Here is a 24,870-nt window from a genome sequence, read left to right as displayed (position 1 = left end):
GGTGGATGCACGAACCTTGGACAGTGAAAAAATACATAGACGAAGTATTAACCGCGGGACACGGCAAGCTTTACCACAGTGATGGCCGCCATCGTGTTAATCCGACTGAAGGCTACGGCACAGGCGGTTTATTGCAAGGCAAAAAATACATACTTTCGCTTACTTGGAATGCCCCGATTGAATCCTTCACCCGCGAAGGCGACTTCTTCGAAGGCAAAGGCGTGGACGCCTTGTACATGTACTTCCACAAACTCAACGAATTCATCGGCCTTACCCGTCTGCCGACATTCTTATGTAACGATGTGATTAAAAATCCACAAGTAGAAAAATACTTAGCGGACTACCAAGCACACTTAGAAAAAGTGTTTGGTTAATTGCAAAAATACGTTGAAATTTGACCGCACTTTGATCTGCCCCCAAAAAGTTGGACAAGTTAGTTAACTTTTTGGGGCAGATCAATTTACAGAATCTCTATTTATTTTTAGTAATAAGAGTGCTCTCCACGTTGGTGTTCGGTCACATCTTTTACGCCTACAAGTTCTTCTGGGAACATTGCAAGCAATTGTTTTTCAATACCTTCTTTTAAGGTAACATCAACCATTGAGCAACCGTTACAACCGCCACCGAATTGTAGAATAGCGATTTTGTTGTCGGTAACTTCAATTAAGGTAATTTTACCCCCGTGACTGGCTAATTGTGGGTTGATTTGGGTTTGAATTACATAATCTAAACGCTCAATAAATGGCGCATCGTCTGCCACTTTACGCATTTTGGCATTGGGGGCTTTTAGGGTCAGTTGTGAGCCCATTGGATCGGTGATGTAATCTATCTCCGCTTCATCTAAGAATGGTAAGCTAATTTCATCCACAAAGGCAGAAAAGCCATTGTAGTCAAATTGACTATCAGTTTCTTCTACTGCGTTTGGTGGGCAGTAAGATACGCCACATTCTGCACCAGGTGTGCCTGGATTAACCACAAAAATACGGATATTTGTGCCTTCTTCTTGCTGCTCCAATAAGCGGCGGAAGTGGGCTTGGGCATCTTCAGAAATGGTGATGTGAGTAAGTTGTTCTTGTTCCATTTTTTCTCTCTAATCTGCTAAATATTTGACTAAAACTATTGGATATTCTACGCCTAAAAGCGGTTTTAGGCTAGTTAAGCGGTCAATTTCTTTGATAGTTTTACTTGCTTTTATTTCAAAAATGCATAACTTATTTGAGGTATTTGTTAAAATTTTCTGAGTAAAATGTTGATAAAGTTCAAACTTTTCAAGAGTAAAATGTAAAAAAGTAGGGATTTTATAGAAAGTTTTTGCCATTTTAGGTAGAATAGGGCGTTTTATTTTGTATCTTTGAGATTGATTTTCGAGAGGATGCAGAAACGATTTGAGAACTTTTTGTAACCTTTAATTATAAGTGGGGGAATTCGCTTATGATTAAATTAGTTACGACTCAATACGCGATTGCGATTGTTCGCAATCATTTTTTAACCCAAGAGAAGTAGTGCAAATAATATGATTACAATCAAAAAAGGCTTGGATTTACCTATTGCAGGTGCTCCAGCACAAGTAATCCATAACGGCAATACCGTGACGGAAGTTGCGATCCTTGGCGAAGAATATGTAGGTATGCGTCCTTCAATGAAGGTACGTGAAGGTGATGTAGTGAAGAAAGGTCAGGTGCTTTTTGAAGATAAAAAGAATGCTGGCGTGGTGTTCACTGCTCCTGCAAGCGGTACTGTGGTTGCAATCAACCGCGGTGAGAAGCGTGTTCTTCAGTCTGTAGTGATCAAAGTTGAGGGTGATGAGCAAGTTACCTTTACTCGCTATGAAGTAGCTCAATTAGCTTCTTTAACAGCTGAGCAAGTAAAACAAAATTTAGTGGAATCTGGCTTATGGACTGCGTTACGCACTCGTCCATTTAGCAAAGTACCAACATTAGATGCAACGCCATCTTCTATTTTCGTGAATGCGATGGACACAAGCCCATTAGCGGCAGATCCAACTGTGATCATTAACGAATATAAAGCGGATTTTGAGCACGGTTTAACCGTTTTAACTAAATTAGGCAAAATCAATTTAGTGAAAAAAGCGGGTTCAAATGTGCCTTCTGTAAAAGGTGTGAATGTTCACGAGTTTGCAGGCGTTCACCCAGCAGGTCTTGTGGGTACGCATATTCACTTTATCGATCCAGTAGGCATCAATAAACAAGTATGGCACTTGAACTATGAAGATGTGATCGCTATCGGTAAATTATTCACCACTGGTGAATTATTCACAGACCGAGTGGTGGCTCTTGCAGGCCCGCAAGTGAAAAATCCTCGTTTAATCCGTACTCGCATTGGTGCGAACCTTTCACAATTAACTGCAAATGAACTAAATGCAGGTAATAATCGTGTGATTTCAGGTTCTGTACTTTATGGTGCGAAAGCGGAAGGGGCTCACGATTATTTAGGTCGTTATGCATTACAAGTGTCTGTGATTGCAGAAGATACAACAAAAGAATTTATGGGCTGGATTTCTCCACAAGCAAACAAATTCTCAATTACGCGTACGGTATTAGGTCACTTCGGTCGTAAGTTATTTAACTTCACCACGGCTGAAAATGGTGGTCACCGTGCAATGGTACCAATCGGTAACTATGAGCGTGTAATGCCGTTAGATATTCTTCCATCACACTTGCTTCGTGATTTAGAAGTAGGCGATACAGACTCAGCACAATTATTAGGTGCGTTAGAGTTAGATGAAGAAGATTTGGCGTTATGTACTTTCGTCTGTCCAGGTAAAACCGATTACGGTTTCTTCTTGCGTCAAGCATTAGACAAGATTGAGAAGGAAGGTTAGAAATGGGTTTGAAAAATCTTTTTGAAAAAATGGAACCCGCGTTTCTTCCTGGTGGTAAATACGCAAAATTATACCCTTTATTTGAATCGGTATTTACTTTGTTCTATACACCAGGTACAGCAACGCAAAAAACGACTCACGTACGTGATGCTTTAGACTCAAAACGTATGATGATTATCGTTTGGTTAGCATTGTTCCCAGCGTTATTCTACGGTATGTATAACGTGGGGCACCAATCAATTCAAGCGATTACTAGTTTAGGAAACTTGCAACAAGTAATTGCAAATGACTGGCACTATGCATTAGCGCAAGCGATCGGAATTGACTTAACTTCTGCAGCAGGTTGGGGAAGCAAAATGGCTCTGGGTGCGATTTTCTTCTTACCTATCTATATCGTCGCATTCGCAGTGGGTATGTTCTGGGAATTATTATTTGCTATCGTTCGTGGTCACGAAGTGAATGAAGGTTTCTTCGTAACAACCATTTTGTTCGCGTTAATCGTTCCACCAACATTACCATTATGGCAAGCCGCTCTTGGTATTACTTTCGGTTTAGTTGTTGCGAAAGAAGTCTTTGGTGGTGTAGGTAAAAACTTTATGAACCCAGCGTTAGCAGGTCGTGCGTTTTTATTCTTCGCATATCCAGCACAAATTTCAGGGGACTTAGTTTGGACGGCTGCGGACGGTTTCTCAGGTGCAACTGCACTTTCACAATGGGCACAAGGCGGCGAAGCAGCACTTAAACACGTGGCAACAGGTGAACCAATTACTTGGATGGATGCGTTCTTAGGCAACTTACCTGGTTCAATGGGTGAGGTTTCAACTCTTGCGTTAATTATCGGTGCTGCAATCATCGTGTTCGCACGCATTGCGTCATGGCGTATCATTGCAGGTGTAATGATCGGTATGGCGGCAACTGCAACGATGTTTAACATCATCGGTTCAGACACTAACCCAATGTTCTCAATGCCATGGCATTGGCACTTTGTGTTAGGTGGCTTTGCAATCGGTATGTTCTTTATGGCAACCGACCCAGTATCTGCATCATTTACCAATAAAGGTAAGTGGTGGTACGGTATTTTAATCGGTTTCATGGCGGTGCTTGTTCGTGTCGTAAACCCTGCGTATCCAGAAGGTATGATGCTAGCAATCTTATTCGCTAACTTGTTCGCACCAATCTTCGACTACTTAGTGGTTCAAGGTAACATTAAACGCAGAAAAGTGAGAACTGCCGTAAAAACGGGGGAAACTGCATAATGGCTAAATTTAATAAAGATAGTGTTGGTGGTACTTTAACCGTAGTTGTATTGTTGAGCTTAGTTTGTTCTCTTATCGTAGCAGGTGCTGCGGTGTTGTTAAAACCAACACAAGAGATCCAAAAACAGCTTGATAAACAGAAAAACATCTTACAAGCGGCTGGTTTAATGCAAGAAAATACCAATGTGCAAGACACTTACGCAAAATTCATTGAGCCAAAAATTGTAGATTTAGCAACAGGTGATTATGTTGATGATATCACTAACTTTGATGCAAAAGCAGCAGCAAAAGATCCTGCACAAAGCGTGCAAATTGCCCAAGCAGATGACAAAGCAAACATTAAAGTGCGTGCAAAATATGCTGAAATTTATCTTGTAAAAGATGAAACAGGTAAAGTGAGCCAAGCCGTATTACCAATGTATGGTAATGGTTTATGGTCAATTATGTACGGCTTTGTGGCAGTTCAACCAGATGCAAATACCATCAATGGCATTACCTACTATGAACAAGGTGAAACCGCTGGTCTTGGTGGTGAGATTGCAAATCCAAACTGGCAAAAACACTTTGTAGGCAAAAAATTATTTGACGAACAAGGTAATGTGGCTTTAACCGTCGGTAAAGGTGCATCAGCAAATAAAGAACACGGTATTGATGGTCTTTCAGGTGCTACCTTAACTTCAAACGGTGTGGATGGCTCATTCAAATACTGGTTCGGTCAAAATGGTTTTGGTCCATTCTTAGCGAAATTTAAAGCAACAGCAGGAGCTAACTAATGGCAGGCAACAACCTTAAAAAACTCTTGTTATCGCCAGTGGTTGATAACAACCCAATTGCATTACAAATTTTAGGTATCTGTTCTGCATTGGCGGTAACTACACAGTTAAAAACTGCGGTGGTAATGGCGATTGCGGTAAGTTTAGTAACCGCTTTCTCAAGTATGTTCATCTCAATGATCCGTAACTACATTCCAAATAGTATCCGTATCATCGTGCAAATGGCGATTATTGCATCATTAGTAATCTTGGTTGACCAAGTTTTACGTGCTTATGCTTATGAACTTTCAAAACAGTTATCGGTATTTGTTGGTTTGATCATTACTAACTGTATCGTAATGGGGCGTGCAGAAGCATTCGCAATGAAATCAGGCCCCGTCGAAAGCTTCGTTGACGGTATCGGTAATGGTTTAGGTTACGGTGCAATGTTAGTAATCGTAGCTTTCTTACGTGAACTTATTGGCTCAGGTAAACTCTTTGGGATGACTATCTTCCAAACTATTCAAGATGGTGGTTGGTATCAAGCAAACGGTTTATTCTTACTAGCACCAAGTGCATTCTTTATTATTGGTTTCGTGATCTGGGGTATCAGAACATGGAAACCTGAACAAGTGGAGAAATAAGATGCAAGAATTACTCAGTATTTTTGTAAAATCCGTATTCATTGAGAATATGGCACTTTCTTTCTTCCTTGGTATGTGTACATTCCTTGCGGTGTCTAAGAAAGTTTCGACCGCTTTTGGTTTAGGTATTGCGGTAATCGTTGTATTAGGTATTTCTGTACCTGCAAACCAATTAGTTTACGAACACGTTTTAAAAGATGGTGCATTAGTAGAAGGCGTAGATTTAACCTTCTTAAACTTCATCACTTTTATCGGTGTGATTGCAGGTATCGTGCAAATCCTTGAGATGGTATTAGATAAATACTTCCCTGCACTTTATAGTGCCTTAGGTATTTTTTTACCGTTGATTACTGTAAACTGTGCGATCTTCGGTGGCGTATCATTCATGGTTCAACGTGAATATAGCTTTGGCGAATCTATTGTGTATGGTATTGGAGCAGGAACAGGTTGGATGTTAGCGATCGTTGCGCTTGCCGGTTTAACTGAGAAAATGAAATACTCAGATGTGCCAGCAGGTTTACGCGGTTTAGGTATTACCTTTATCACTGCAGGTTTAATGGCATTAGGTTTTATGTCATTCTCAGGCATTCAATTATAAGGAGCATATCGTGGATAGTAATTTTATTTTCGGTATCGTGGTATTTACTGCCCTTGTATTAGTGCTTGCAGTATTTATCCTTTTAGCAAAATCTAAGTTAGTGGATTCGGGTGACATCACCATTACCATTAACGACGATCCTGAAAAATCAATCACCCTTCCAGCGGGCGGCAAATTACTTGGTGCTTTAGCGAGCAAAGGGATTTTCGTATCATCCGCTTGTGGTGGCGGTGGCTCATGTGGTCAATGTATCGTGAAAGTAAAATCAGGCGGTGGAGAAATCCTTCCAACTGAACTTTCTCACATCACCAAACGTGAAGCCAAAGAAGGTTACCGTTTATCTTGCCAAGTAAACGTAAAAGGCAATATGGACGTTGAACTTCCAGAAGAAATCTTCGGCGTGAAAAAATGGCAATGTACTGTTATCTCTAATGATAACAAAGCAACCTTCATCAAAGAGCTTAAATTAGCGATTCCTGAGGGTGAAGAAGTGCCATTCCGTGCAGGTGGTTATATCCAAATTGAAGCCGAACCTCATACAGTTAATTATAAAGATTTCGATATTCCAAAAGAGTATCACGAGGACTGGGACAAATATAACCTCTGGCGTTATGTCTCTAAAGTGGATGAGCATATCATTCGTGCCTACTCAATGGCTTCATACCCAGAAGAGAAAGGCATTATTATGCTTAACGTGCGTATTGCAACGCCACCACCAAGTAACCCAGATGCACCTCCAGGTCAAATGTCTTCATACATTTGGTCATTAAAAGAGGGCGATAAAGTGACTATTTCTGGTCCATTCGGTGAATTCTTCGCGAAAGAAACTGATGCAGAAATGGTATTTATCGGAGGTGGTGCAGGTATGGCACCAATGCGTTCACACATCTTCGACCAGTTAAAACGTTTACACTCAAAACGTAAAATGTCATTCTGGTATGGTGCACGTTCTAAACGTGAAATCTTCTATCAAGAAGACTTCGACCAACTCCAAGCTGAAAACGATAATTTCGTATGGCATGTGGCGTTGTCAGATGCATTACCTGAAGATAACTGGACTGGTTACACAGGCTTTATCCACAATGTACTTTATGAAAACTACTTAAAAGATCATGAGGCACCAGAAGATTGTGAATACTATATGTGTGGACCACCAATTATGAATGCATCGGTAATCAAGATGCTGAAAGATTTAGGTGTGGAAGACGAAAACATCTTATTAGATGATTTCGGTGGTTAATCTCACTTAATCCATAAAAGCGGTTCGATTTGTAAAAAGTTTTGCAAATCGCACCGCTTATTACATATAAGCAATGACAGAGATATTAGATACAACTGCACTTGAAAAGGTTTTTACTTGGAAGAAACCTAAAAAATCTTGAAAAATTAAGAATGGTTTAATGCTCAACAGTTAAGCATACAAGATACATTGATCGCAGGAGTAATTAAAAAATTTTGGTTTGTCTATGAATTAGACATAAAATGCTCAAACGCCAACTAAAACGTATGTTTCAAATAATTTAGATATTGATAGTGCTTGATTTTAGAGATGTGCTATGCTTTTCTATGCAATATGGATTTAAACAATAGAAGATTAGCTAAATTACCGTAAAATGCAAAACATCGCTTCTCATCTGACTTAAATTTGGCATTGCTTACGAAAACACCACGAACGATTCACCAGCAGAGAGAATTATAAGACGCTTTTTCAGATTCAGATTTACCGTTTAAAGTGGATCTGATTGATTGGGCAAGTTGTAGTAACAGCTTTAAACAGATCATATTAGCTCGCTACGAAGAATTTCCTTTGTTAAATAAACCTTTATCAGCCAAAACGGTAGAATAATGAAACTTAAATCCTTTTTATTTCTTGCAGTCGGTTCACTTTTTTTAACCGCTTGCGAAAAAGCTCCAGAACAAATTTCTTTTGAAGGTAAAACTATGGGAACGACCTATCACGTTAAATATATTGATGATGGTAAGGTACAACTCCCAAAAGCTGAAGAAGTGCAAAAGCAACTTGATGGTTTGCTCAAAACGGTAAATGACGAAATGTCCACTTACCAAAAAGATTCGGAGATTAGTCAGTTTAATCACAATACTGAAGCCAATCAGCCTTTTGCAATTTCTAAAGATTTTGCCAAAGTAGTGCAAGAAGCGATTCGACTTAATAAAGTGACTGCTGGGGCTTTAGATGTGACTGTCGGCCCTCTTGTGAATTTATGGGGCTTCGGACCAGATAAACGCTTAAACAAAGTACCAAGCGAAGCACAAATTGCAGAACGGGCTTCCTTGGTAGGGATTGATAAATTCAATCTTGATATGACGGGTGAAAAGCCAACGCTCACTAAAAGCGTAAAAGGGCTTTATCTCGATCTCTCTTCGATTGCCAAAGGTTTTGGCGTAGATAAACTTGCCGAATATTTAGAGCAATTAGGTATAAGCAACTATTTAGTTGAAATTGGGGGAGAATTGCGTGGCAAGGGCAACAATTTACAAAATGAACCGTGGAGAATTGCAATTGAGCAACCGACTTTAGTCCAAGGTGAATCGGTGCAAATCATCGCTCCATTGCATAATTTAGGAATGGCAACTTCAGGCAACTACCGCAACTATTTCGAAGATGAAAATGGTAGCCGTATGTCTCATATTATCGACCCCGCAAAGCTTAGCCCTGTCAGTCATAATCTTGCTTCGATAACTGTTCTTGCGCCAACTACAATGACCGCTGATGGCTTATCTACAGGCTTATTTGTGCTTGGTGCAGAAAAGGCATTAGCAATCGCTGAAAAAGAGAAATTAGCAGTATTTTTAATCATCAAAAAAGGTGATAATTTCGAAACCCAAATGTCGAGCGAATTTCAAAAACTTATCGAATCTAAATAGGAGTGAATAATGGAAACCCTTTTAATTACTTTCGGCTTTTTCATTGCCGTGATTTTTGCTATGTCTATCGGCTTTATTATTAAAGGTAAAACTATCAAAGGTAGCTGTGGAGGCATTACAGCCTTAGGTATGAAAAAAATGTGCGACTGTGAAGAGCCTTGCGATAACTTAAAAGCAAAAATTGCGGATGGTACTGCAGATCCAGAAGAAGTGGCTCGTTTTAATAAAAATGAACCGCAGTTTTATGAAGTAAAATAGGTATTATTCATCTAGAGTAAATCATAGCTATTTCGTTACTGTGAATTTGCTCGTTATTGGCATAGTTTTTAACAGATTAGAAACTTTTTTGTCTACTATGCCTTTTTCTTTATATTTCTTATGCAGGAATGCTCCCCTAATAGGAGAGCATTCCTGTTAATATGAAAAATTAAGTTAGTTTTATATACGGTATTAACGATTATTCTTTCCACACAACGTGATATTCTCGGTTTTCTTCTTCGTGAGAAATCAAGAATTTCGCAAATACATCATCCATTTCATCTTGGTCATTGACCAAGCCAACCCATACTTCTGCGAAAGCATCAGGATCGATGAGTGTACCAATTTCTTCATCCCAATTATCGGCAGTTTCTACCATTTCCACCGCACCGCGATCTTCAAATTGCAGATTAAATAATAAAATATCGGCAGGATCTAAATTTTCTCCTACCATTTCAAGGAAAATATCGTAAGCAATATCAATTGCCTCATCTGGAGTTAATCTTTTCATAAGGTTCTCTTTAGGTTTAAATAGAATTTACTTGAATTAAACGGCTTGTTACCATTCCTGCCGATTTTTCTTTAATAACTTGCCAATTCTTCGCTAATAATAGAGGCGGATGATTTTTCTCGGTTTCTACATAAATTAACGCATTTTCTGCCAACCAATTATTTTGCTGGAGCAAAGTCAATACTTGTGGGACAAAATTGTGATGGAATGGCGGATCAATAAAAATAATCTCGAAAGGCTCAGTACTGTTTTTTTGCGATAAATAAGTGAGCGTATCGGTGTTAATCACTGTGCCTTTATCCGTTTTTAAACTGGCTAAATTTTTCTTTAATTGCTGAGCAGCATTAGCAAATTTTTCTAAAAAAACGACCGCTTGTGCTTGACGAGAAAGGGCTTCAATCCCAAGCGAACCACTGCCCGCAAAGCAATCTAAGCATCGAGCATTCGCCACATCAATCATCAACCAGTTAAATAACGTTTCCTTTACTCGGTCGGTTGTCGGGCGTAACCCCTCCGCATTGAGCACGGGTAATTTCCGACCACGCCATAAGCCAGCAATCACACGCACTTCGCCCATTGCTTTTGAGGTTTGTTTTTGCGGTTTTGAATTTGGTGTTTTTCGCATAATAAAATTGAAAGTAAAAAGAGGTTTATTTTAGCCTAGAGAACGTAGAAAGGTCTAGTTTCTCAACTAGACCTTTTATGAACTATCTCAACAACCGTTGGCTATTTAACACCACCGTTATAGATGACATCATCATCGCAATAGCGGCAATCATTGGATTGAGCAAAGTTCCTATAAAAGGATAAAGCACGCCTGCAGCAATAGGAATAGCAATAACATTGTAGAAAAATGCCCCTGTCAGGCTCTGTTTCATATTGCGAAGTACATGTTTTGAGAACGGTAGAATTTCTGCAATTGGTTCAAGTCCTGATCGTAAAAGTGAAAGATCGGCGGTTTCAATCGCAATATCAGAACCTAAGTGCATCACAATCCCTACGTGAGCTTGGGCAAGGGCAGGAGCATCATTAATGCCATCGCCGACCATCGCTACGATTTTACCTTGCTGTTGCAATTGCTGAATTTTCTCTGCTTTTTGCTCTGGCAAGACATCTGCAATTACACCATTTAAGCCTAACTCTTTGGCGAAATAATCGGCTGTCGATTTTCTATCGCCTGTGAGCATATAGCATTGGTAGCCTTCCGACTGAAATTTGGCTATGACTGCTTTACTTTCCACTCGCAATTCATCCGCAAGTGTGAAGACTGCTGCGAGCTGGTTGTTCACGCTTAAATAAATTTGAGTTGAACCATTATGGGCTTGCAAATTAAGTGAAGAAATCAACCGCTCATCAAGTTCTAAGAACGCTAAATTTCCCATTTTGACCATTTGACCATTCCATTCACCCGCAATACCTAAGCCTTTCACCACATTGATATTGCTGATTTCAAGGTTTTCTGCTTGTTCGGCAAATCGCACAATGGCTTTAGCAATTGGGTGGGAAGCCTGTTGTTCCAAACTTTTGGCTAATCCCAAAAGCTCACTCTCATTGCCTTGTAAGGCAGTAAATTGGGTGACAGTCATCTCACCAGTGGTAAGAGTTCCTGTTTTATCAAACACGAGCGTATCGATTTCACTGCTGGCTTGCAAAGCATCAATATTTTTGACTAATACGCCCATTTCTGCTGCACGTGCAACGCCTGCGATGGTAGACAGCGGAATCGCCAAACCAAGAGCACAAGGGCAAGCGATAATAAGTACCGTAGTAAAGACAGATAACGCAAAGGCAAAGTCTTTGCCAAGAGCCAACCAAATCAAGGCAGCGATTAACGCAATCGTAACGACGACAGGCACAAAAACAGAAGCGATTTTATCGACTAAATGAGCTAATGGTGGTTTGCTGCTTTGTGCGTGGCGAACGGCATTAATCACGCGAGCCAATGAGGTTTGAGAGCCCACTTGCTCTGCTTTGTAAATGCCTGAGCCATCTTGAATAAGCGTCCCTGCATGGACTTTATCACCCACTTTTTTCTCAACAGGCAAGGCTTCGCCCGTGAGCATTGATTCATCTACCCAAATAATACCGTCGGTTAAGATACCGTCTACCGCCAAGCGATCGCCCGTTAAGACTTGTACTAACATATCAGGCTTAATACCTTTAACTGGAATGGTTTTTGCAACGTTCTCTTCAAAAATAACCGCTTGTTTTGGGGCTAAATCAAGCAATTTCTCAAGGGCAAGCGAAGAGCGTTGTTTTGCTTTCAGCTCTAAAAATTTACCTAGGTTGATAAAGCCTAAAATCATCACACTGGCTTCAAAATAGACGTGGGCATGTACTTGAGAGAAAAGCAACAAGCCGAACGAATAAAACCATGCGACACCTGTGCTAACCGCAACGAGCGTGTCCATATTTGCTGCACGGCTTTGCAAGCTTTTCCACGCACCTATAAAGAAATCTTTACCTGAAAAATACATTGTCGCAAGACTAACAAAGGCAAGCGTAAACCAAGTAAGATGATTGCGTTCAGTGACCACCATGCCGATAAACATTCCCACAGTCATTAATCCAAAGCCGACAATTAATGCCAAAGCAAACTGCCATTTTTTATGACTTAAAATGGCTTTGGTTTGTGCTTGTTGTTTAGTACGACGTTCTTCTTCACTTTCCAACATTTCTGCACCAAAGCCGATTTTTTCGACCGCTTGAATCATCGCTTGCGAATCGGCATAGCCTTCTACGAAGGCGGTTTGGTCGGCAAGATTGACTGAGGCAAAATTCACTCCTTCAACTTTGTTAAGAGCTTTTTCCACACGGCGAACACAAGCGGCACAGTGCATACCGCTGATTAAAAGTTGGGTTTCTGAGTTAGACATTGCCTCCCTCCTTAATTACAAATTCGCCTCAAATCCGATTTCATCTACTGCATCAATTAATGCTTTTGGATCGGAATTTCCTTCAACAACCGCTTGTTGTGGTTCGAGAGAAACATTCACGCTTTCCACACCTGCAATTTCACGCAAGGCTTTTTCTACGCTTTTCACGCAGTTTCCACAATGTAAACCGTCTAATTTTAAGATGATAGCCATAATAAACTCCTGTTAAATAGTGAATGACAAATCAAAAGATCGGGTATATGCTAAACCTTAACCATAGGTTAAAGTCAAGAAGAAAAATGAATATTAGCCAAGCATCGAAAAAAACGGGGCTTTCCGCCAAACAAATTCGTGATTATGAAAAAGCGGGCTTATTACCGAGAGCTTGTCGAAGTGAATCAGGCTATCGTATTTATACCGAAGCCGATTTGGAACGATTGCATTTTATTTGCAACGCCCGTAAGGTGGGGTTTTCATTAGCTCAAATCACACATTTATTAGCATTAAATGATGACCCGCATCGTACCAGTCGCGAAGTAAAACAGCTTACCGAGCAACATATTTTAGCGTTGGAACAGAAAATCCAAGATTTACAGCAGATGCTGACGTTATTGAAAGGTTGGAACAAAACTTGTTGTGGAAATGACAATCCAGAATGTGCCATTTTAAGCGGATTGCACAAATAACCGCTAAAATTAACTTGAATTTACATAACTTGACCGCATTAACTTAGCCTTTCTGGGCAAATTAACATATAATAACGCCTGATTTTTTTAGGTATTTTTAATGAGCTTATTTAACCACTTTCACCGCAAACCGTTATTATCGCAGTTCCTTTTAGGAATCCTTGCGATTTTTTCATTGCCTGAAATTCAGCCTTGCCCTGAAAGTGAACAGACCATTCTAAATCAACCGCTTGTTCAATCTATTACCGCAGAAGTAGAGCAAGAGCAACACTTATTTCTGGCAGAAATCAAACCAGAATGCAGCGCAAACGAAGTGCAAGCGGTCGAAATTACCCCATTTTTTGCAAAAGCCTTCCATTTTGATGGTGATTTAAATCATCCGATTCGAGCAGGACCTGCATTGTTTATCTCTTAAGATTTTTAACTATATTTAACGTTTAACAAGAATGTTAAGTAGGGGAGGGTTTATCCCCTCCCGATAAATCACATAGATTTTGGACGGGGATAAACCCCGTCCCTACGATGAAACTATATAAAATAAAAAATAGGATAAACAATGATTTCAAGAGTATTAACCGCAGTTTTCGGTTCAAGTAACGATCGTACATTAAAACGCTTGCGCAAAACTGTTGCAAAAATCAACAAATTAGAACCAGCCTTTGAGCAACTTTCAGATGAGCAATTACAAGCGAAAACCACTGAGTTTAAAGAGCGTTTAAGTGCAGGCGAAACCTTACAAGCGATTTTGCCAGAAGCGTTCGCAACCGTGCGTGAAGCGAGTAAGCGTGTGATGGGAATGCGTCACTTTGATGTGCAATTAATTGGTGGTATGGTACTGACCGACCGCAATATCTCAGAGATGCGTACAGGTGAAGGTAAAACCTTAACGGCAACTTTACCTTGCTATTTAAATGCATTAACAGGCAAAGGCGTGCACGTGGTGACCGTGAATGATTACTTAGCACGACGCGATGCAGAAACTAACCGCCCATTATTTGAATTCTTAGGAATTAGCGTTGCCGTGAACGTACCTGGTATGTTGCCAGCGGATAAACGCGAAGCTTACAAGGCTGACATTACTTATTCAACCAACAGTGAATTAGGTTTCGACTACTTACGCGACAACCTCGCCCACGATAAAAATGAACGTTTCCAACGTGAATTGCACTATGCATTAGTTGATGAAGTGGACTCAATCTTGATTGATGAAGCACGTACACCATTGATTATTTCAGGTCCAGCAGAAGATGCTACTCAAATTTATCAAGCGATTGACCAAGTGATTCCACACCTTACTTTCCAAGATAAAGAAGATAGTGATGAGTACACAGGCGAGGGCGATTACACCCTTGATCTGAAAAACAAACAAGCACACTTAACCGAACGCGGTATGGTGAAAGTGGAAAACATTTTAACGCAAATGGGCTTAATGCAAGAGGGCGAAAGCCTTTACCAGCCAGCTCGCATTGCGTTGTTACATCACACCTATGCAGCATTACGTGCACACAAATTGTTTGAAAAAGACGTGGATTATATCGTTGAAAATGGCGAAATCGTGATTATTGACGAACACACAGGTCGTACGATGGCAGGTCGTCGTTGGTCTGATGGCTTGCACCAAGCGATTGAGGCGAAAGAGCACGTAAACATTCAAGGCGAAAACCAAACTGTTGCCTCTATCACTTACCAAAACTATTTCCGTTTATATGAAAAATTAGCGGGGATGACTGGTACAGCAGATACAGAAGCCTTTGAATTCCAACAAATTTATGGCTTAAACACAGTGGTGATTCCAACCAATAAACCAATCTTGCGTAAAGACCATACAGACTTAATGTTCAAGAGCGAACCTGAAAAATTCGCAGCAGTCATTAAGGATATTAAAGATTGTATTGCACGTAATCAGCCTGTATTGGTGGGTACGGCATCGGTTGAAAAATCAGAAGTGCTTTCTGACTTACTTAACAAAGCGGGTATTGCACACAACGTATTGAATGCGAAATTCCACGCACAAGAAGCGGAAATTATCGCTGATGCGGGCTTGCCAGGTGCGGTAACTATCGCAACCAATATGGCGGGGCGTGGTACGGATATCGTTTTAGGCGGTAACTGGAAAGCGGAAGTTGCAAAACTGGAAAATCCAACTGAAGAACAAATCGAAGCAATCAAAGCGGCGTGGAAAGAACGCTATGAAACCGTAATGGCAGCGGGTGGTTTACATATTATCGGTACAGAACGCCACGAATCACGCCGTATCGACAACCAGTTGCGTGGTCGTTCAGGTCGTCAAGGTGACCCAGGTTCATCACGTTTCTACTTATCATTGGACGATCCTTTAATGCGTATTTACCTCAACGAAGGTAAGCTCAATATGATGCGTAAAGCCTTTACTGAGGAAGGCGAAGCGATGGAATCGAAATTACTGACTAAAGTGATTGCTTCAGCACAAGCGAAAGTGGAAGCACATAACTTTGATGGTCGTAAAAACTTGCTTCAATACGATGATGTGGCAAATGAGCAACGTAAAGTAATCTACGAACAACGTAATTACTTACTTGAAACGGACAACGTTTCTCCAATGATTGAAACCATCCGTGATGATGTGTTTAACCAAATCATTAGCCAGTATGTTCCTCCACAATCTATCGAAGAAATGTGGGATATTGAAGGCTTAGAAGTGCGTTTGGATCGCCAATTCGGTATGAAATTACCAATTCAACATTGGTTAGAAGATGAGCCAGATCTACACGAAGAAACCTTACGTGAACGTATTCTGAACATTGCGAAAGAAGAGTACAAAGCAAAAGAAACGATTGTGGGCGAAGAAGTGATGCGTAACTTTGAAAAAGGTATCGTATTGCAAACTCTTGATGAACTTTGGAAAGAACATCTTTCAGCGATGGATTACCTCCGCAAGGGGATTCACTTACGCAGCTATGGTCAGAAAGATCCGAAAAACGAGTACAAAAAAGAGTCGTTTGCTATGTTTACTGAAATGTTGGATCTGCTTAAAACCAACGTCATCAGTGTATTAAGCCGTATTCAAGTGCGTAGTCAAGAAGAGGTTGCTGCAGAGCAACAAGCTGCTCAACAAGCACAAGAAGCAACAGAGGCTGAACAAGCAGTAGATATGGACAACCTGACTGAAGAGCAATTAGCGAACTTACATATTAGTCGCAACGATCCATGCCCTTGCGGTTCAGGCAAAAAATACAAACATTGCCACGGCAGCAAAGCAAAATATGCGTAAGCAATAACGGAAGCTAGACTGGCTTTCATATTGGAGATGCGGGGTTTATCCCCGCCCATTCATTATTTCGGATTTCTTTTACTCTATATAGTTTCTATATTTGAATGCCATTTTTTTATTACTTTATAAACTCATTTTATGACAACACAAACCGACAAAGAAAAAAAACAAGCCTACAATCTTAACAAACTGCAAAAGCGTTTACGTCGCAATGTGGGCAATGCGATTGCCGATTTCAATATGATTGAAGAGGGCGATAAAGTGATGGTCTGCCTTTCGGGCGGGAAAGATAGCTACACGCTTTTAGATATTTTGCTTAATTTAAAACTCAACGCGCCAATCCATTTTGATGTGGTGGCGGTGAATTTAGACCAAAAACAACCTGGTTTCCCAGAGCATATTTTGCCCGAATATTTAGCCAGCATTGGCGTGGAATATAAAATTGTGGAAGAAAATACCTACGGCATCGTAAAAGAGAAAATTCCAGAGGGGAAAACAACTTGCTCACTCTGCTCGCGTTTACGCCGTGGGATTTTATATCGTACCGCCACTGAACTGGGGGCAACCAAAATCGCACTTGGGCATCATCGCGATGATATGCTCGAAACCCTCTTCCTAAATATGTTTTATGGTGGTAAATTAAAGTCTATGCCACCGAAGCTGATTAGCGATGATAGCAAGCAAATTGTGATTCGTCCGCTGGCTTACTGCAAAGAAAAGGACATCGAAAAATATGCGGAAGCGAAACAATTCCCGATTATTCCGTGTAACTTATGCGGTTCGCAACCAAACCTGCAACGCCAAGTAATCAAAGAGATGTTGCAAACGTGGGATCGCCAATACCCTGGGCGAATTGAGACGATGTTCAGTGCCTTACAAAATGTCACCCCATCGCATCTTTGCGACCCGAATTTGTTTGATTTCAAAAATATTAAACACGGGCAAATGATTGAAGGCGTAGAAGGTGACCTTGCTTTTGATAAGGAAGAAATACCAGCAATTCCTGTTGTTGCAGGATTAGATGAAGACGATCACGAATTTGCACAGGAAGGATTGATCCTATTTAAAGCGGTTTAATTTTAATTAAATTTTGCAAAGTGCAAACAACTCAAATTAAGAGGATTTCTTATGTTTTCAAACGAAGTAGTGATTTCGATCATTACGTTACTCGTATTAAGTTTAATGCGAATTAACGTGGTCGTTTCACTGATTATTGCGGCCTTGGTCTGCGGGGAGATCGGCAATTATGGTGTCGATAATACCACGCTTTTCCAAGCATTAGAGAAGACCATCGGTAGCTTTACTGGTGGTTTAGGCGGCGGAGCAGAAACCGCGATGAACTATGCGGTACTCGGTGCATTTGCGGTAGCGTTATCTCGCTCTGGTGTAACCGATTTATTGGCTTACAAAGTGATTTCACACTTTGGCAAACGTCCATCGGGTCGCTCAGTGTTCTGGTTTAAATACATCATTTTATTGGTATTAACTGCCTTTGCGATCTCATCTCAAAACTTGATCCCAATTCATATTGCGTTCATTCCGATTGTTGTGCCGCCACTTTTAGGTGTGATGAACCAGCTGAAAATTGACCGCCGTGCAGTGGCTTGTGGTTTAACTTTCGGTTTAACTGCCACTTATATGTTAATTCCTGCAGGCTTCGGGCAAATCTTTATCGAAAGCATTTTGGTTAAAAACATTAATAATGTGGGTTCACAATTTGGCTTAGTGGCAACCACAGCGGAAATGACCAAAGCGATGTTTATCCCTGTGCTTGGTATGATTTTAGGCTTGCTCTTTGCATTCTTCGTTTCTTACCACAAACCTCGCACTTACGCGGAAGTGCAAGAGAAAAATGCAGATGACATTGCAGAACGTGTCGCCCACGTAAAACCATTCCACATCTGGTTAAGCGTTATTGCGATTATCGCGACCTGTTCAACGCAATTAGCGACCAATTCAACCATTATGGGCGGCTTAGTCGGTTTAGTGATTTTCGCATTAGGTGGTGTGTTTAAACTTAAACAATCGAACGATGTTTTCCAAGATGGCTTACGTTTAATGGCGATGATTGGCTTTGTAATGATTGCCGCATCTGGTTACGCAAGCGTTGTAAACTCAACGGGTGGCGTGGCTGAATTAGTGGAAGGCTTACGTGGCTCAATTGATAGCAAAGGCACCGCTGCATTCTTAATGCTAGTTGTTGGCTTGCTGATCACTATGGGTATTGGCTCATCATTCTCAACCGTGCCAATTATTACCTCTATCTATGTGCCTTTGTGTGTGGCTTTCAGTTTTTCACCGCTTGCAACGATGTCTATCGTTGGCGTTGCTGCTGCACTTGGCGATGCGGGTTCACCCGCTTCAGATTCTACCCTTGGTCCAACATCAGGCTTAAATGCTGATGGTAAACACGACCATATTTGGGATTCAGTTGTACCAACTTTCTTACACTTTAACATTCCGTTGTTAGTGTTTGGTTGGATTGCGGCAATGACGTTGTAATTATTATAATGTAATCATTTACTGGGGCGTGTTGCACACGCCCTTTTATTTCGTTCAATATATAAAAATATTCCGAAAAGGCTATTTATGAAATTTATCTCTTTTAATATCAATGGTTTACGTGCTAGACCACATCAACTTGAAGCTATTATCGAAAAACATCAACCCGATGTCATTGGCTTACAAGAAATCAAAGTTTCAGACGAAGATTTCCCTTATGAGTTAGTCAATCACTTAGGCTACCACGTGTTCCACCATGGGCAAAAAGGACACTACGGTGTGGCACTTTTAACCAAAAAACAGCCGCTTATAGTACGTAAAGGTTTCCCAACCGATAGCGAAGATGCACAAAAAAGAATGATTATGGCTGATATTGAGACTGAGTTTGGCGTGCTTACTGTGTTAAACGGCTATTTCCCACAAGGTGAAAATCGCAAGCATGAAACTAAATTTCCAGCGAAAGAAAATTTCTATGCGGATTTGCAAAATTATCTAGAAACCGAATTGAAACCTGAAAATCCGATTGTTATTATGGGCGATATGAACATCAGCCCAACAGATTTAGACATTGGAATTGGTGAAGTAAATCGCAAACGTTGGTTACGTGATGGAAAATGTTCCTTCTTGCCAGAAGAGCGAGAATGGTTAGAGCGTTTACAAGGTTATGGATTAGTAGATACATTCCGAACAATGTATCCAGCAGCCGATGATAAATTCTCGTGGTTTGATTATCGCTCAAAAGGCTTTGATGACAATCGTGGTTTACGTATTGACTTAGTGCTTGCATCAAAACCATTAGCGGAACACTGTGTAGAAACTGGTATTGATTTAGAAATCCGTGCGATGGAAAAACCTTCTGATCATGCTCCTGTTTGGGCTGTTTTTAAGTAATCTATTTACTAGGCATAGTAAACAAAATAAAACAGGAGCGATGCTCCTGTTTTTATAATTCAAGATATATTATCTCTGTCCTAAAGTAATAATATGCTTATTCGTGGCAATATTTGCCGCAACCCAGCCAATAAAAATACACATCACGACAATGAAAAATATTTCACTGAAATCTAAGCCAGTTAGCTCAAATTTCACGGTGAACATATCCGTTACATATTTTACGACACCGACTAAATAGCTAATAATAACTGAGCTAAATAAGATTGCTAGTAAGCTACCTAGGAAACCGTAAATCATACCTTTGTACAAAAATGGGCGGGCGATGAAGTGATCGGTTGCGCCTAAAAGTTGCTGCACTTCAATGGAAGCTCGGCTATTTGCCACATCCGTACGAACTACATTGCCAATCACTAAAAAGACGGCAATCATCATCAATAAGGTACAAAGTGTGCCAATGCGCGCGAAAAGCCAAGTTAAAGCGGTTAATTTTTCTAGCCAACCATTATCTAATCGCACTTCTTGAACGCCTTTGATATTTTGCAAACCGTTGCGAAGTGCCAGCATTTCATCATTGTTAGCAAAGGCTTTTTTCGGTTTAAGTACCACTACAGCAGGAAGCGGATTATCCTCAATAATATCTAAGGCTTCGGCAAAACCAGACCACGTTTGGAAATCTTCTAAGCTCTGCTGGCGTGAAATAAAATTCAGATGTTCAATTTTATCGGTTTCGAATTGACGAATTTTTTCTACGACAATATTGGCTTCGTTATCCGACAGATTTTTGTTGAGATAAATGGTTAATTCAGGCTCAGGATAAAATTCTGTCGAAGCGTGGTTGATATTTTTCCATAATAGATAGCTAACGGTTGGAATTGTCAACGATGCTGCAATCACCAATACGGTTAAAAACGTGCCTAACTTACGTTGCATTAAATCTTGCCAAACTGCTCGCAAGATATAGCGAGTTTGTGCACCTAATCGCGTATTCAATAAAGAAGCCATTTTCAGTCCTTTTGTTTAATTCGTTTGTAGATGCCCTTGTTCTAATACAAGGCAAGGTTTGGGGCGTTTTGCAATGATATTAGTGTCGTGAGTTGCCACAATCACTGTCGTACCTTGCTGATTAAACTCTTCAAACAGGCGGAAAATTTCAAACGAAAGTTTTTCATCTAAGTTGCCCGTTGGTTCATCAGCAAGCAGTAAAATTGGACGATGCACAATCGCACGAGCAATGTCTACGCGTTGTTGTTCCCCACCAGAAAGATGATGCGGGAAGTAGTTTTCTTTACCCGCTAACCCCACACGAGCAAGCGCTAATCTTGCTTCGCGCTCGACGATTTGTTGGTTCATTCCCTGAATAATTAAAGGTAATGCCACATTATCTAAAATGCTTCTATCTGTTAGCAAGCGATAATCTTGGTGCACCATACCAATTTTGCGACGCAAAAACGGTAATTCGTGTGAGGCAAGGCGAGTAATATCATAGCCATTAAACTCAATACTCCCGCCATTGGCACGTTCAATGCCCATAATTAGTTTCAATAACGTACTTTTCCCTGCACCAGAATGCCCTGTAAGATACGCCATTCCGCCTTTTGGAATGTGAAAGCTAATGCCTTGCAGTGCCGCTTTATTTCCTTTATAGACTTTATTGACATTACTAAATTTGATCATTGTTTTGCCTTATATTATACAACTACTTTTCTTCTTCGTGACTAAACAGGGCTTCGATAAACTCTTCTGAATTAAACGGACGCAAATCGTCAATTTTCTCACCCACCCCAATAAAACGAATTGGAATATTAAATTGATCCGCAATAGCAAAAATAACGCCACCTTTTGCTGTGCCATCTAATTTAGTAAGCGTAATACCTGTCAAGCCCACTGCTTCATTAAAGAGTTTTGCTTGGCTAATCGCATTTTGACCTGTGCCTGCATCTAAGGTGAGCATAATTTCGTGTGGAGCAGTTTCATCATATTTTTTCATTACACGTACAATTTTTTTCAGCTCATCCATCAAGTGATTTTTATTTTGTAAACGCCCTGCGGTATCAGCAATCAATACATCAATATTTCTTGCCGCAGCGGATTGCATCGCATCAAAAATCACTGAAGCTGAATCAGAACCACTAGATTGTGCAATCACAGGAATATGGTTACGTTCACCCCAAACTTGAAGCTGTTCAACCGCTGCAGCACGGAATGTATCACCCGCAGCAAGCATCACAGATTTACCTTCATCTTGGAATTTTTTCGCTAATTTACCGATTGTAGTTGTTTTACCTACTCCATTCACCCCAACCATCAAAATCACATATGGTTTTTTAGTTGTATCAATTTCAAGTGGTTGAGCCACTGGCTTTAGCACATCGGCAAGCTCAAGTTTTAATTGCTGATAAAGTAATTCAGCATCTTTAAGTTGTTGTTTGGTTGCGTGTTGAGTTAAGTTATTGATGATTTTGGTTGTGGTTGGCATACCAAGATCCGCAATCAAAAGCTGCTCTTCCAACTCTTCGAACAGATCATCATCAATTTTTTTACCGCGGAAAAAGTTTAAGAAACCTGAACCAATATTCTGCTTGGTTTTAATTAGCCCTTGAATTAAACGACTAAAAAAGCCTGTTTTATTCGCAGGTTTCTCTTGATATTCATCTTGGGTTTCTTCTTTTACTTTTTCCGCTTCTTCAGCAATTTCCTCAGAAATTTCGATTGCTTGTTCTGATTCAGAAATAACCTCTGTTTCAAGTTGAGCTTCCTCAACGATTTCATTTGCTTGCAGAGAATCAGCCATTGTGGCAAAGTCTTCTGCAATTTCATCCGCTTGCAAATTCTCATTCGAATTGTGATGAGCTGTATCAATAATAGCTACGCTCTCTTCTTTTTCTTCTTCGAAGGATTGTTCGATTTTCTCTTCTAACTCCTCAATAATATGCTCAGCAACATCCAATTTTTCTTCAACAAAGTGTTTTGCTTCATCTAATTTTTGTTCAATAAATTCGCTTACTATTTCGTGTTTTTCTTCTACAAACAGTGCATTTTCTGCTATGTTTTGTGAATCTGTTTCAATGGTTTGCTCTTGCGAAACTTGTTCTGTAATTTCTTCTTTTTTCCCGAAGCCCAACCAAGACCAAAAACCTTTTTTCTTTTCCGACATAATCTATTCCAAAAATAAATACTAAAAGTGCGTTAAGTTTACCAAAAAAATGATTTTATGAGTATGAAAAATCTTTCTTGATTTTATATTTCTATTTTCCGAAATATGCTCAATTAAGCTATAATACCATCTCCGTGAATGATTACATTTTTAGTAAGAATAATAAACATTAGGAATAAAATGGGCTTACTTCAACTTTTGTTTAGCTTTAAAGGACGTTTAAATCGGCAAGGCTTTTGGGTAGGAATTGGCATCAACTTTGTTTTTTTATTTATCGTGGTAAATTTTTTCACCTATTCAACCGCTTTTAACCCGATAATGCTTTTTCCGCTAGGGGGAAGCCTGTATAGTATTCTTTCCATTGCCGTAAAACGCTTACACGACAGAAATCGTTCTGGCAAACACGCCTTTATTTTAGCCGTGCCAATGATTTGCTACTTCATTGCCCCGCTTGCAGGTGAAACTAATGCGTGGTTGCTTGGTTTGTTGATGCCGATGTTGATTGGCACGATTGTCTTTTTAGAATGGGGCTTTTTTGCCAGCTTTCCTCAAGGCAACCAATATGGTGAGCAAGGATTATCGTTGAAATTAAAATAGCTTTTGATATTAGAAACAGAAAGTATGACCGAACACATTAAATTAAACTATCACAAAACCAAATTCTTAACCTCTGCACCAGATATTCGCTATTTACCTGAAGATAGTGGCATTGAAATTGCTTTTGCAGGGCGTTCGAACGCAGGGAAATCGACCTCGCTTAACGCATTAACTAATCAAAAAAATTTGGCTCGTACCTCAAAAACTCCAGGGCGAACTCAACTTATTAACCTTTTTGAAGTGGAACCGAACTGTAAATTAGTTGATTTGCCTGGTTATGGCTATGCAGCTGTGCCCGAGCAGATGAAAATTCAATGGCAAAAAGCATTGGGCGAATATTTACAAAAACGTGAATGCTTGCGTGGTGTCGTGATTTTAATGGACATCCGCCATCCGCTTAAAGATTTAGACCAACAGATGATCGAATGGGCGGTTTCAGCAGAATTGCCAGTGTTATTGTTGCTGACCAAAGCTGATAAACTCAGTCAATCTGAACGTAGCAAAACCGTTAAAATGGTGCGTGAAGCGATTTTACCTTTCCAAGGCGATGTGCAAGTAGAAGCTTACTCCGCATTAAAACGCCTCGGCATTGACAAATTATCAAGCAAATTAGACCGCTGGTTTGCGCCAGCATTTGAAATTTCAGCAGCATAATAGGAGAACTGAAATGTACAACTTAACCGAATTACGTCAAGAAACCGATAAAATTATCAAGAACTTATTAGCGGATGGCTCAGATCCTGAAGCCCTTTATATCATCGAACACCACGTGGCTCACCACAATTTTGATAAACTCGAAAAATTGGTGGTGGATGCTTACAAACTTGGCTATGAAATTTCAGAAGCGGAAGAGGTGGAAGAAGATGGCAACGTTTTCTTCGTGTGTGATATTGTGAGTGAAATCAACTTAAATGCGGATTTTATTACCGCCCAGCAAAAAGAATTGCTCCCATTGATTGAAAAAGCAGGGGCAGAATATGAAGGTTGGGGCACGTATTTTGAAGATCCGAATGGTGAGGACGATGAATACGGCAACGATGGCGAATTTTTTGAAGAGCACGATGAAGATTTTGATTTTGACGAAGAAGAGATTGTGCGTCATTAGTTTTATATTGCAATATAAAGGGCGGAGCGTACCTCCGCTCTTATATGTTTTACTATAGA

General features: G+C 40.2%; 27 protein-coding genes. 18 read left to right on the top strand and 9 right to left on the bottom strand.

Annotation, left to right across the window (positions count from 1 at the left end):
- Positions 1–374 (top strand): NAD(P)H-dependent oxidoreductase (locus tag QMF79_RS09060; protein WP_281773590.1); only part of this gene is annotated, 374 nt, incomplete at its 5' end.
- Between the two features lie 107 nt (positions 375–481).
- Here QMF79_RS09060 and nfuA read toward each other — a convergent pair.
- Together nfuA and QMF79_RS09050 are read right to left on the bottom strand one after the other, a co-directional pair.
- Positions 482–1,081, bottom strand: coding sequence for a Fe-S biogenesis protein NfuA (nfuA, locus tag QMF79_RS09055; RefSeq protein WP_005706873.1), 600 nt, complete (start codon positions 1,079–1,081; stop codon positions 482–484).
- Positions 1,082–1,090: 9 nt separating this feature from the next.
- Complete coding sequence (locus QMF79_RS09050; RefSeq protein ID WP_281773589.1) at positions 1,091–1,318, bottom strand: hypothetical protein; 228 nt, start codon at positions 1,316–1,318, stop codon at positions 1,091–1,093.
- Positions 1,319–1,513: 195 nt separating this feature from the next.
- Here QMF79_RS09050 and QMF79_RS09045 point away from each other — a divergent pair, with 195 nt between their 5' ends.
- The 8 genes from QMF79_RS09045 to nqrM all read left to right on the top strand — a co-directional run bounded on the left by QMF79_RS09045 (position 1,514) and on the right by nqrM (position 9,236).
- Complete coding sequence (locus tag QMF79_RS09045) at positions 1,514–2,842, top strand: Na(+)-translocating NADH-quinone reductase subunit A (protein ID WP_281773588.1); 1,329 nt, start codon at positions 1,514–1,516, stop codon at positions 2,840–2,842.
- A gap of 2 nt (positions 2,843–2,844) precedes the next feature.
- On the top strand, positions 2,845–4,098 hold the full coding sequence (locus QMF79_RS09040; protein ID WP_281773587.1) for an NADH:ubiquinone reductase (Na(+)-transporting) subunit B: 1,254 nt from the start codon (positions 2,845–2,847) through the stop codon (positions 4,096–4,098).
- On the top strand, positions 4,098–4,871 hold the full coding sequence (locus QMF79_RS09035; RefSeq protein WP_281773586.1) for a Na(+)-translocating NADH-quinone reductase subunit C: 774 nt from the start codon (positions 4,098–4,100) through the stop codon (positions 4,869–4,871). Before QMF79_RS09040 ends, QMF79_RS09035 begins: the two co-directional genes overlap by 1 nt.
- Positions 4,871–5,494 (top strand): NADH:ubiquinone reductase (Na(+)-transporting) subunit D, encoded by a 624-nt coding sequence (locus QMF79_RS09030; RefSeq protein ID WP_281773585.1) that lies wholly within the window; start codon positions 4,871–4,873, stop codon positions 5,492–5,494. Before QMF79_RS09035 ends, QMF79_RS09030 begins: the two co-directional genes overlap by 1 nt.
- Position 5,495: 1 nt before the next feature.
- Positions 5,496–6,092 carry an NADH:ubiquinone reductase (Na(+)-transporting) subunit E gene (gene nqrE, locus QMF79_RS09025; RefSeq protein ID WP_281773584.1) on the top strand — a complete coding sequence of 199 codons (597 nt, stop codon included), beginning with the start codon at positions 5,496–5,498 and terminating at the stop codon, positions 6,090–6,092.
- Positions 6,093–6,102: 10 nt separating this feature from the next.
- Positions 6,103–7,332, top strand: a complete 1,230-nt coding sequence (gene nqrF / locus QMF79_RS09020; RefSeq protein ID WP_281773583.1) for an NADH:ubiquinone reductase (Na(+)-transporting) subunit F — start codon at positions 6,103–6,105, stop codon at positions 7,330–7,332.
- 605 nt (positions 7,333–7,937) lie between these two features.
- On the top strand, positions 7,938–8,978 hold the full coding sequence (locus QMF79_RS09015; RefSeq protein WP_281773582.1) for an FAD:protein FMN transferase: 1,041 nt from the start codon (positions 7,938–7,940) through the stop codon (positions 8,976–8,978).
- Between the two features lie 9 nt (positions 8,979–8,987).
- Positions 8,988–9,236, top strand: a complete 249-nt coding sequence (gene nqrM / locus QMF79_RS09010) for a (Na+)-NQR maturation NqrM (RefSeq protein WP_005706910.1) — start codon at positions 8,988–8,990, stop codon at positions 9,234–9,236.
- Positions 9,237–9,435: 199 nt separating this feature from the next.
- Here the strand turns inward: nqrM and QMF79_RS09005 are convergent, their stop codons facing one another.
- The 4 genes from QMF79_RS09005 to QMF79_RS08990 all read right to left on the bottom strand — a co-directional run bounded on the left by QMF79_RS09005 (position 9,436) and on the right by QMF79_RS08990 (position 12,836).
- A complete protein-coding gene (locus QMF79_RS09005; protein ID WP_281773581.1) occupies positions 9,436–9,747 on the bottom strand; it encodes an HI1450 family dsDNA-mimic protein in 312 nt (103 codons plus the stop codon).
- Between the two features lie 16 nt (positions 9,748–9,763).
- Positions 9,764–10,372, bottom strand: coding sequence for a 16S rRNA (guanine(966)-N(2))-methyltransferase RsmD (gene rsmD, locus QMF79_RS09000; protein WP_281773580.1), 609 nt, complete (start codon positions 10,370–10,372; stop codon positions 9,764–9,766).
- Positions 10,373–10,454: 82 nt separating this feature from the next.
- Positions 10,455–12,623 (bottom strand): heavy metal translocating P-type ATPase, encoded by a 2,169-nt coding sequence (locus QMF79_RS08995; protein WP_281773579.1) that lies wholly within the window; start codon positions 12,621–12,623, stop codon positions 10,455–10,457.
- 15 nt (positions 12,624–12,638) lie between these two features.
- Positions 12,639–12,836, bottom strand: coding sequence for a heavy-metal-associated domain-containing protein (locus QMF79_RS08990; protein WP_281773578.1), 198 nt, complete (start codon positions 12,834–12,836; stop codon positions 12,639–12,641).
- 86 nt (positions 12,837–12,922) lie between these two features.
- Here QMF79_RS08990 and QMF79_RS08985 point away from each other — a divergent pair, with 86 nt between their 5' ends.
- From QMF79_RS08985 to xthA, 6 genes are all read left to right on the top strand, one after another.
- Complete coding sequence (locus QMF79_RS08985) at positions 12,923–13,309, top strand: Cu(I)-responsive transcriptional regulator (RefSeq protein WP_005706907.1); 387 nt, start codon at positions 12,923–12,925, stop codon at positions 13,307–13,309.
- Positions 13,310–13,409: 100 nt separating this feature from the next.
- The gene (gene secM / locus QMF79_RS08980) at positions 13,410–13,724 is read left to right on the top strand and encodes a secA translation cis-regulator SecM (RefSeq protein ID WP_281773577.1); all 315 of its coding nucleotides are present in this window, start codon (positions 13,410–13,412) and stop codon (positions 13,722–13,724) included.
- 141 nt (positions 13,725–13,865) lie between these two features.
- Positions 13,866–16,559: a preprotein translocase subunit SecA gene (secA, locus tag QMF79_RS08975; protein WP_281773576.1), complete on the top strand. Its 2,694-nt coding sequence runs from the start codon at positions 13,866–13,868 to the stop codon at positions 16,557–16,559.
- 138 nt (positions 16,560–16,697) lie between these two features.
- Positions 16,698–17,636: a tRNA 2-thiocytidine(32) synthetase TtcA gene (gene ttcA, locus QMF79_RS08970; RefSeq protein WP_281773575.1), complete on the top strand. Its 939-nt coding sequence runs from the start codon at positions 16,698–16,700 to the stop codon at positions 17,634–17,636.
- A gap of 51 nt (positions 17,637–17,687) precedes the next feature.
- Positions 17,688–19,061 (top strand): Na+/H+ antiporter family protein, encoded by a 1,374-nt coding sequence (locus QMF79_RS08965; RefSeq protein WP_281773574.1) that lies wholly within the window; start codon positions 17,688–17,690, stop codon positions 19,059–19,061.
- An 87-nt stretch (positions 19,062–19,148) separates the two neighbouring features.
- Positions 19,149–19,952, top strand: coding sequence for an exodeoxyribonuclease III (xthA, locus tag QMF79_RS08960; RefSeq protein WP_281773573.1), 804 nt, complete (start codon positions 19,149–19,151; stop codon positions 19,950–19,952).
- Positions 19,953–20,021: 69 nt separating this feature from the next.
- On the opposite strand, the gene ftsX is transcribed toward xthA, so the two are convergent.
- From ftsX to ftsY, 3 genes are read right to left on the bottom strand one after another with little or no spacing between them, the layout of a single operon-like run.
- A complete protein-coding gene (gene ftsX, locus QMF79_RS08955; RefSeq protein ID WP_281773572.1) occupies positions 20,022–20,957 on the bottom strand; it encodes a permease-like cell division protein FtsX in 936 nt (311 codons plus the stop codon).
- Between the two features lie 15 nt (positions 20,958–20,972).
- On the bottom strand, positions 20,973–21,629 hold the full coding sequence (gene ftsE / locus QMF79_RS08950) for a cell division ATP-binding protein FtsE (RefSeq protein WP_281773571.1): 657 nt from the start codon (positions 21,627–21,629) through the stop codon (positions 20,973–20,975).
- 22 nt (positions 21,630–21,651) lie between these two features.
- Positions 21,652–23,109: a signal recognition particle-docking protein FtsY gene (gene ftsY / locus QMF79_RS08945; RefSeq protein WP_281773570.1), complete on the bottom strand. Its 1,458-nt coding sequence runs from the start codon at positions 23,107–23,109 to the stop codon at positions 21,652–21,654.
- Between the two features lie 180 nt (positions 23,110–23,289).
- Here ftsY and QMF79_RS08940 point away from each other — a divergent pair, with 180 nt between their 5' ends.
- Genes QMF79_RS08940 through rraB form a run of 3 tightly spaced genes read left to right on the top strand, consistent with a single transcriptional unit; the run spans position 23,290 to position 24,811 of the window.
- Positions 23,290–23,706, top strand: a complete 417-nt coding sequence (locus tag QMF79_RS08940; RefSeq protein WP_040217248.1) for a DUF805 domain-containing protein — start codon at positions 23,290–23,292, stop codon at positions 23,704–23,706.
- A 24-nt stretch (positions 23,707–23,730) separates the two neighbouring features.
- Positions 23,731–24,360 (top strand): ribosome biogenesis GTP-binding protein YihA/YsxC, encoded by a 630-nt coding sequence (gene yihA / locus QMF79_RS08935; protein ID WP_281773569.1) that lies wholly within the window; start codon positions 23,731–23,733, stop codon positions 24,358–24,360.
- Between the two features lie 13 nt (positions 24,361–24,373).
- Positions 24,374–24,811, top strand: coding sequence for a ribonuclease E inhibitor RraB (gene rraB / locus QMF79_RS08930; protein ID WP_281773568.1), 438 nt, complete (start codon positions 24,374–24,376; stop codon positions 24,809–24,811).
- The last annotated feature ends 59 nt before the right edge of the window (positions 24,812–24,870 follow it).

The organism is Pseudohaemophilus parahaemolyticus (assembly GCF_938021905.1).
Classification (GTDB): Bacteria; Pseudomonadota; Gammaproteobacteria; order Enterobacterales; family Pasteurellaceae; genus Haemophilus_A; species Haemophilus_A parahaemolyticus_B.
Note: the sequence above shows the minus strand (reverse complement) of the source record. Positions and strands in the feature narration are given on the sequence as shown.

Bases quoted from the DNA above. Each gene is read 5' to 3' on its own strand.
- QMF79_RS09035 (WP_281773586.1), top strand. From the start codon at position 4,098: ATGGCTAAATTTAATAAAGATAGTGTTGGTGGTACTTTAACCGTAGTT.
- rsmD (WP_281773580.1), bottom strand. From the start codon at position 10,372: ATGCGAAAAACACCAAATTCAAAACCGCAAAAACAAACCTCAAAAGCA.
- QMF79_RS09005 (WP_281773581.1), bottom strand. From the start codon at position 9,747: ATGAAAAGATTAACTCCAGATGAGGCAATTGATATTGCTTACGATATT.
- yihA (WP_281773569.1), top strand. From the start codon at position 23,731: ATGACCGAACACATTAAATTAAACTATCACAAAACCAAATTCTTAACC.
- ftsX (WP_281773572.1), bottom strand. From the start codon at position 20,957: ATGGCTTCTTTATTGAATACGCGATTAGGTGCACAAACTCGCTATATC.
- nqrM (WP_005706910.1), top strand. From the start codon at position 8,988: ATGGAAACCCTTTTAATTACTTTCGGCTTTTTCATTGCCGTGATTTTT.
- QMF79_RS08985 (WP_005706907.1), top strand. From the start codon at position 12,923: ATGAATATTAGCCAAGCATCGAAAAAAACGGGGCTTTCCGCCAAACAA.
- nfuA (WP_005706873.1), bottom strand. From the start codon at position 1,081: ATGGAACAAGAACAACTTACTCACATCACCATTTCTGAAGATGCCCAA.
- QMF79_RS09050 (WP_281773589.1), bottom strand. From the start codon at position 1,318: ATGGCAAAAACTTTCTATAAAATCCCTACTTTTTTACATTTTACTCTT.
- ftsY (WP_281773570.1), bottom strand. From the start codon at position 23,109: ATGTCGGAAAAGAAAAAAGGTTTTTGGTCTTGGTTGGGCTTCGGGAAA.
- QMF79_RS08995 (WP_281773579.1), bottom strand. From the start codon at position 12,623: ATGTCTAACTCAGAAACCCAACTTTTAATCAGCGGTATGCACTGTGCC.
- QMF79_RS09030 (WP_281773585.1), top strand. From the start codon at position 4,871: ATGGCAGGCAACAACCTTAAAAAACTCTTGTTATCGCCAGTGGTTGAT.
- QMF79_RS08965 (WP_281773574.1), top strand. From the start codon at position 17,688: ATGTTTTCAAACGAAGTAGTGATTTCGATCATTACGTTACTCGTATTA.
- QMF79_RS09045 (WP_281773588.1), top strand. From the start codon at position 1,514: ATGATTACAATCAAAAAAGGCTTGGATTTACCTATTGCAGGTGCTCCA.
- secM (WP_281773577.1), top strand. From the start codon at position 13,410: ATGAGCTTATTTAACCACTTTCACCGCAAACCGTTATTATCGCAGTTC.
- rraB (WP_281773568.1), top strand. From the start codon at position 24,374: ATGTACAACTTAACCGAATTACGTCAAGAAACCGATAAAATTATCAAG.
- secA (WP_281773576.1), top strand. From the start codon at position 13,866: ATGATTTCAAGAGTATTAACCGCAGTTTTCGGTTCAAGTAACGATCGT.
- nqrE (WP_281773584.1), top strand. From the start codon at position 5,496: ATGCAAGAATTACTCAGTATTTTTGTAAAATCCGTATTCATTGAGAAT.
- QMF79_RS09040 (WP_281773587.1), top strand. From the start codon at position 2,845: ATGGGTTTGAAAAATCTTTTTGAAAAAATGGAACCCGCGTTTCTTCCT.
- xthA (WP_281773573.1), top strand. From the start codon at position 19,149: ATGAAATTTATCTCTTTTAATATCAATGGTTTACGTGCTAGACCACAT.
- ftsE (WP_281773571.1), bottom strand. From the start codon at position 21,629: ATGATCAAATTTAGTAATGTCAATAAAGTCTATAAAGGAAATAAAGCG.
- ttcA (WP_281773575.1), top strand. From the start codon at position 16,698: ATGACAACACAAACCGACAAAGAAAAAAAACAAGCCTACAATCTTAAC.
- QMF79_RS08990 (WP_281773578.1), bottom strand. From the start codon at position 12,836: ATGGCTATCATCTTAAAATTAGACGGTTTACATTGTGGAAACTGCGTG.
- QMF79_RS08940 (WP_040217248.1), top strand. From the start codon at position 23,290: ATGGGCTTACTTCAACTTTTGTTTAGCTTTAAAGGACGTTTAAATCGG.
- QMF79_RS09015 (WP_281773582.1), top strand. From the start codon at position 7,938: ATGAAACTTAAATCCTTTTTATTTCTTGCAGTCGGTTCACTTTTTTTA.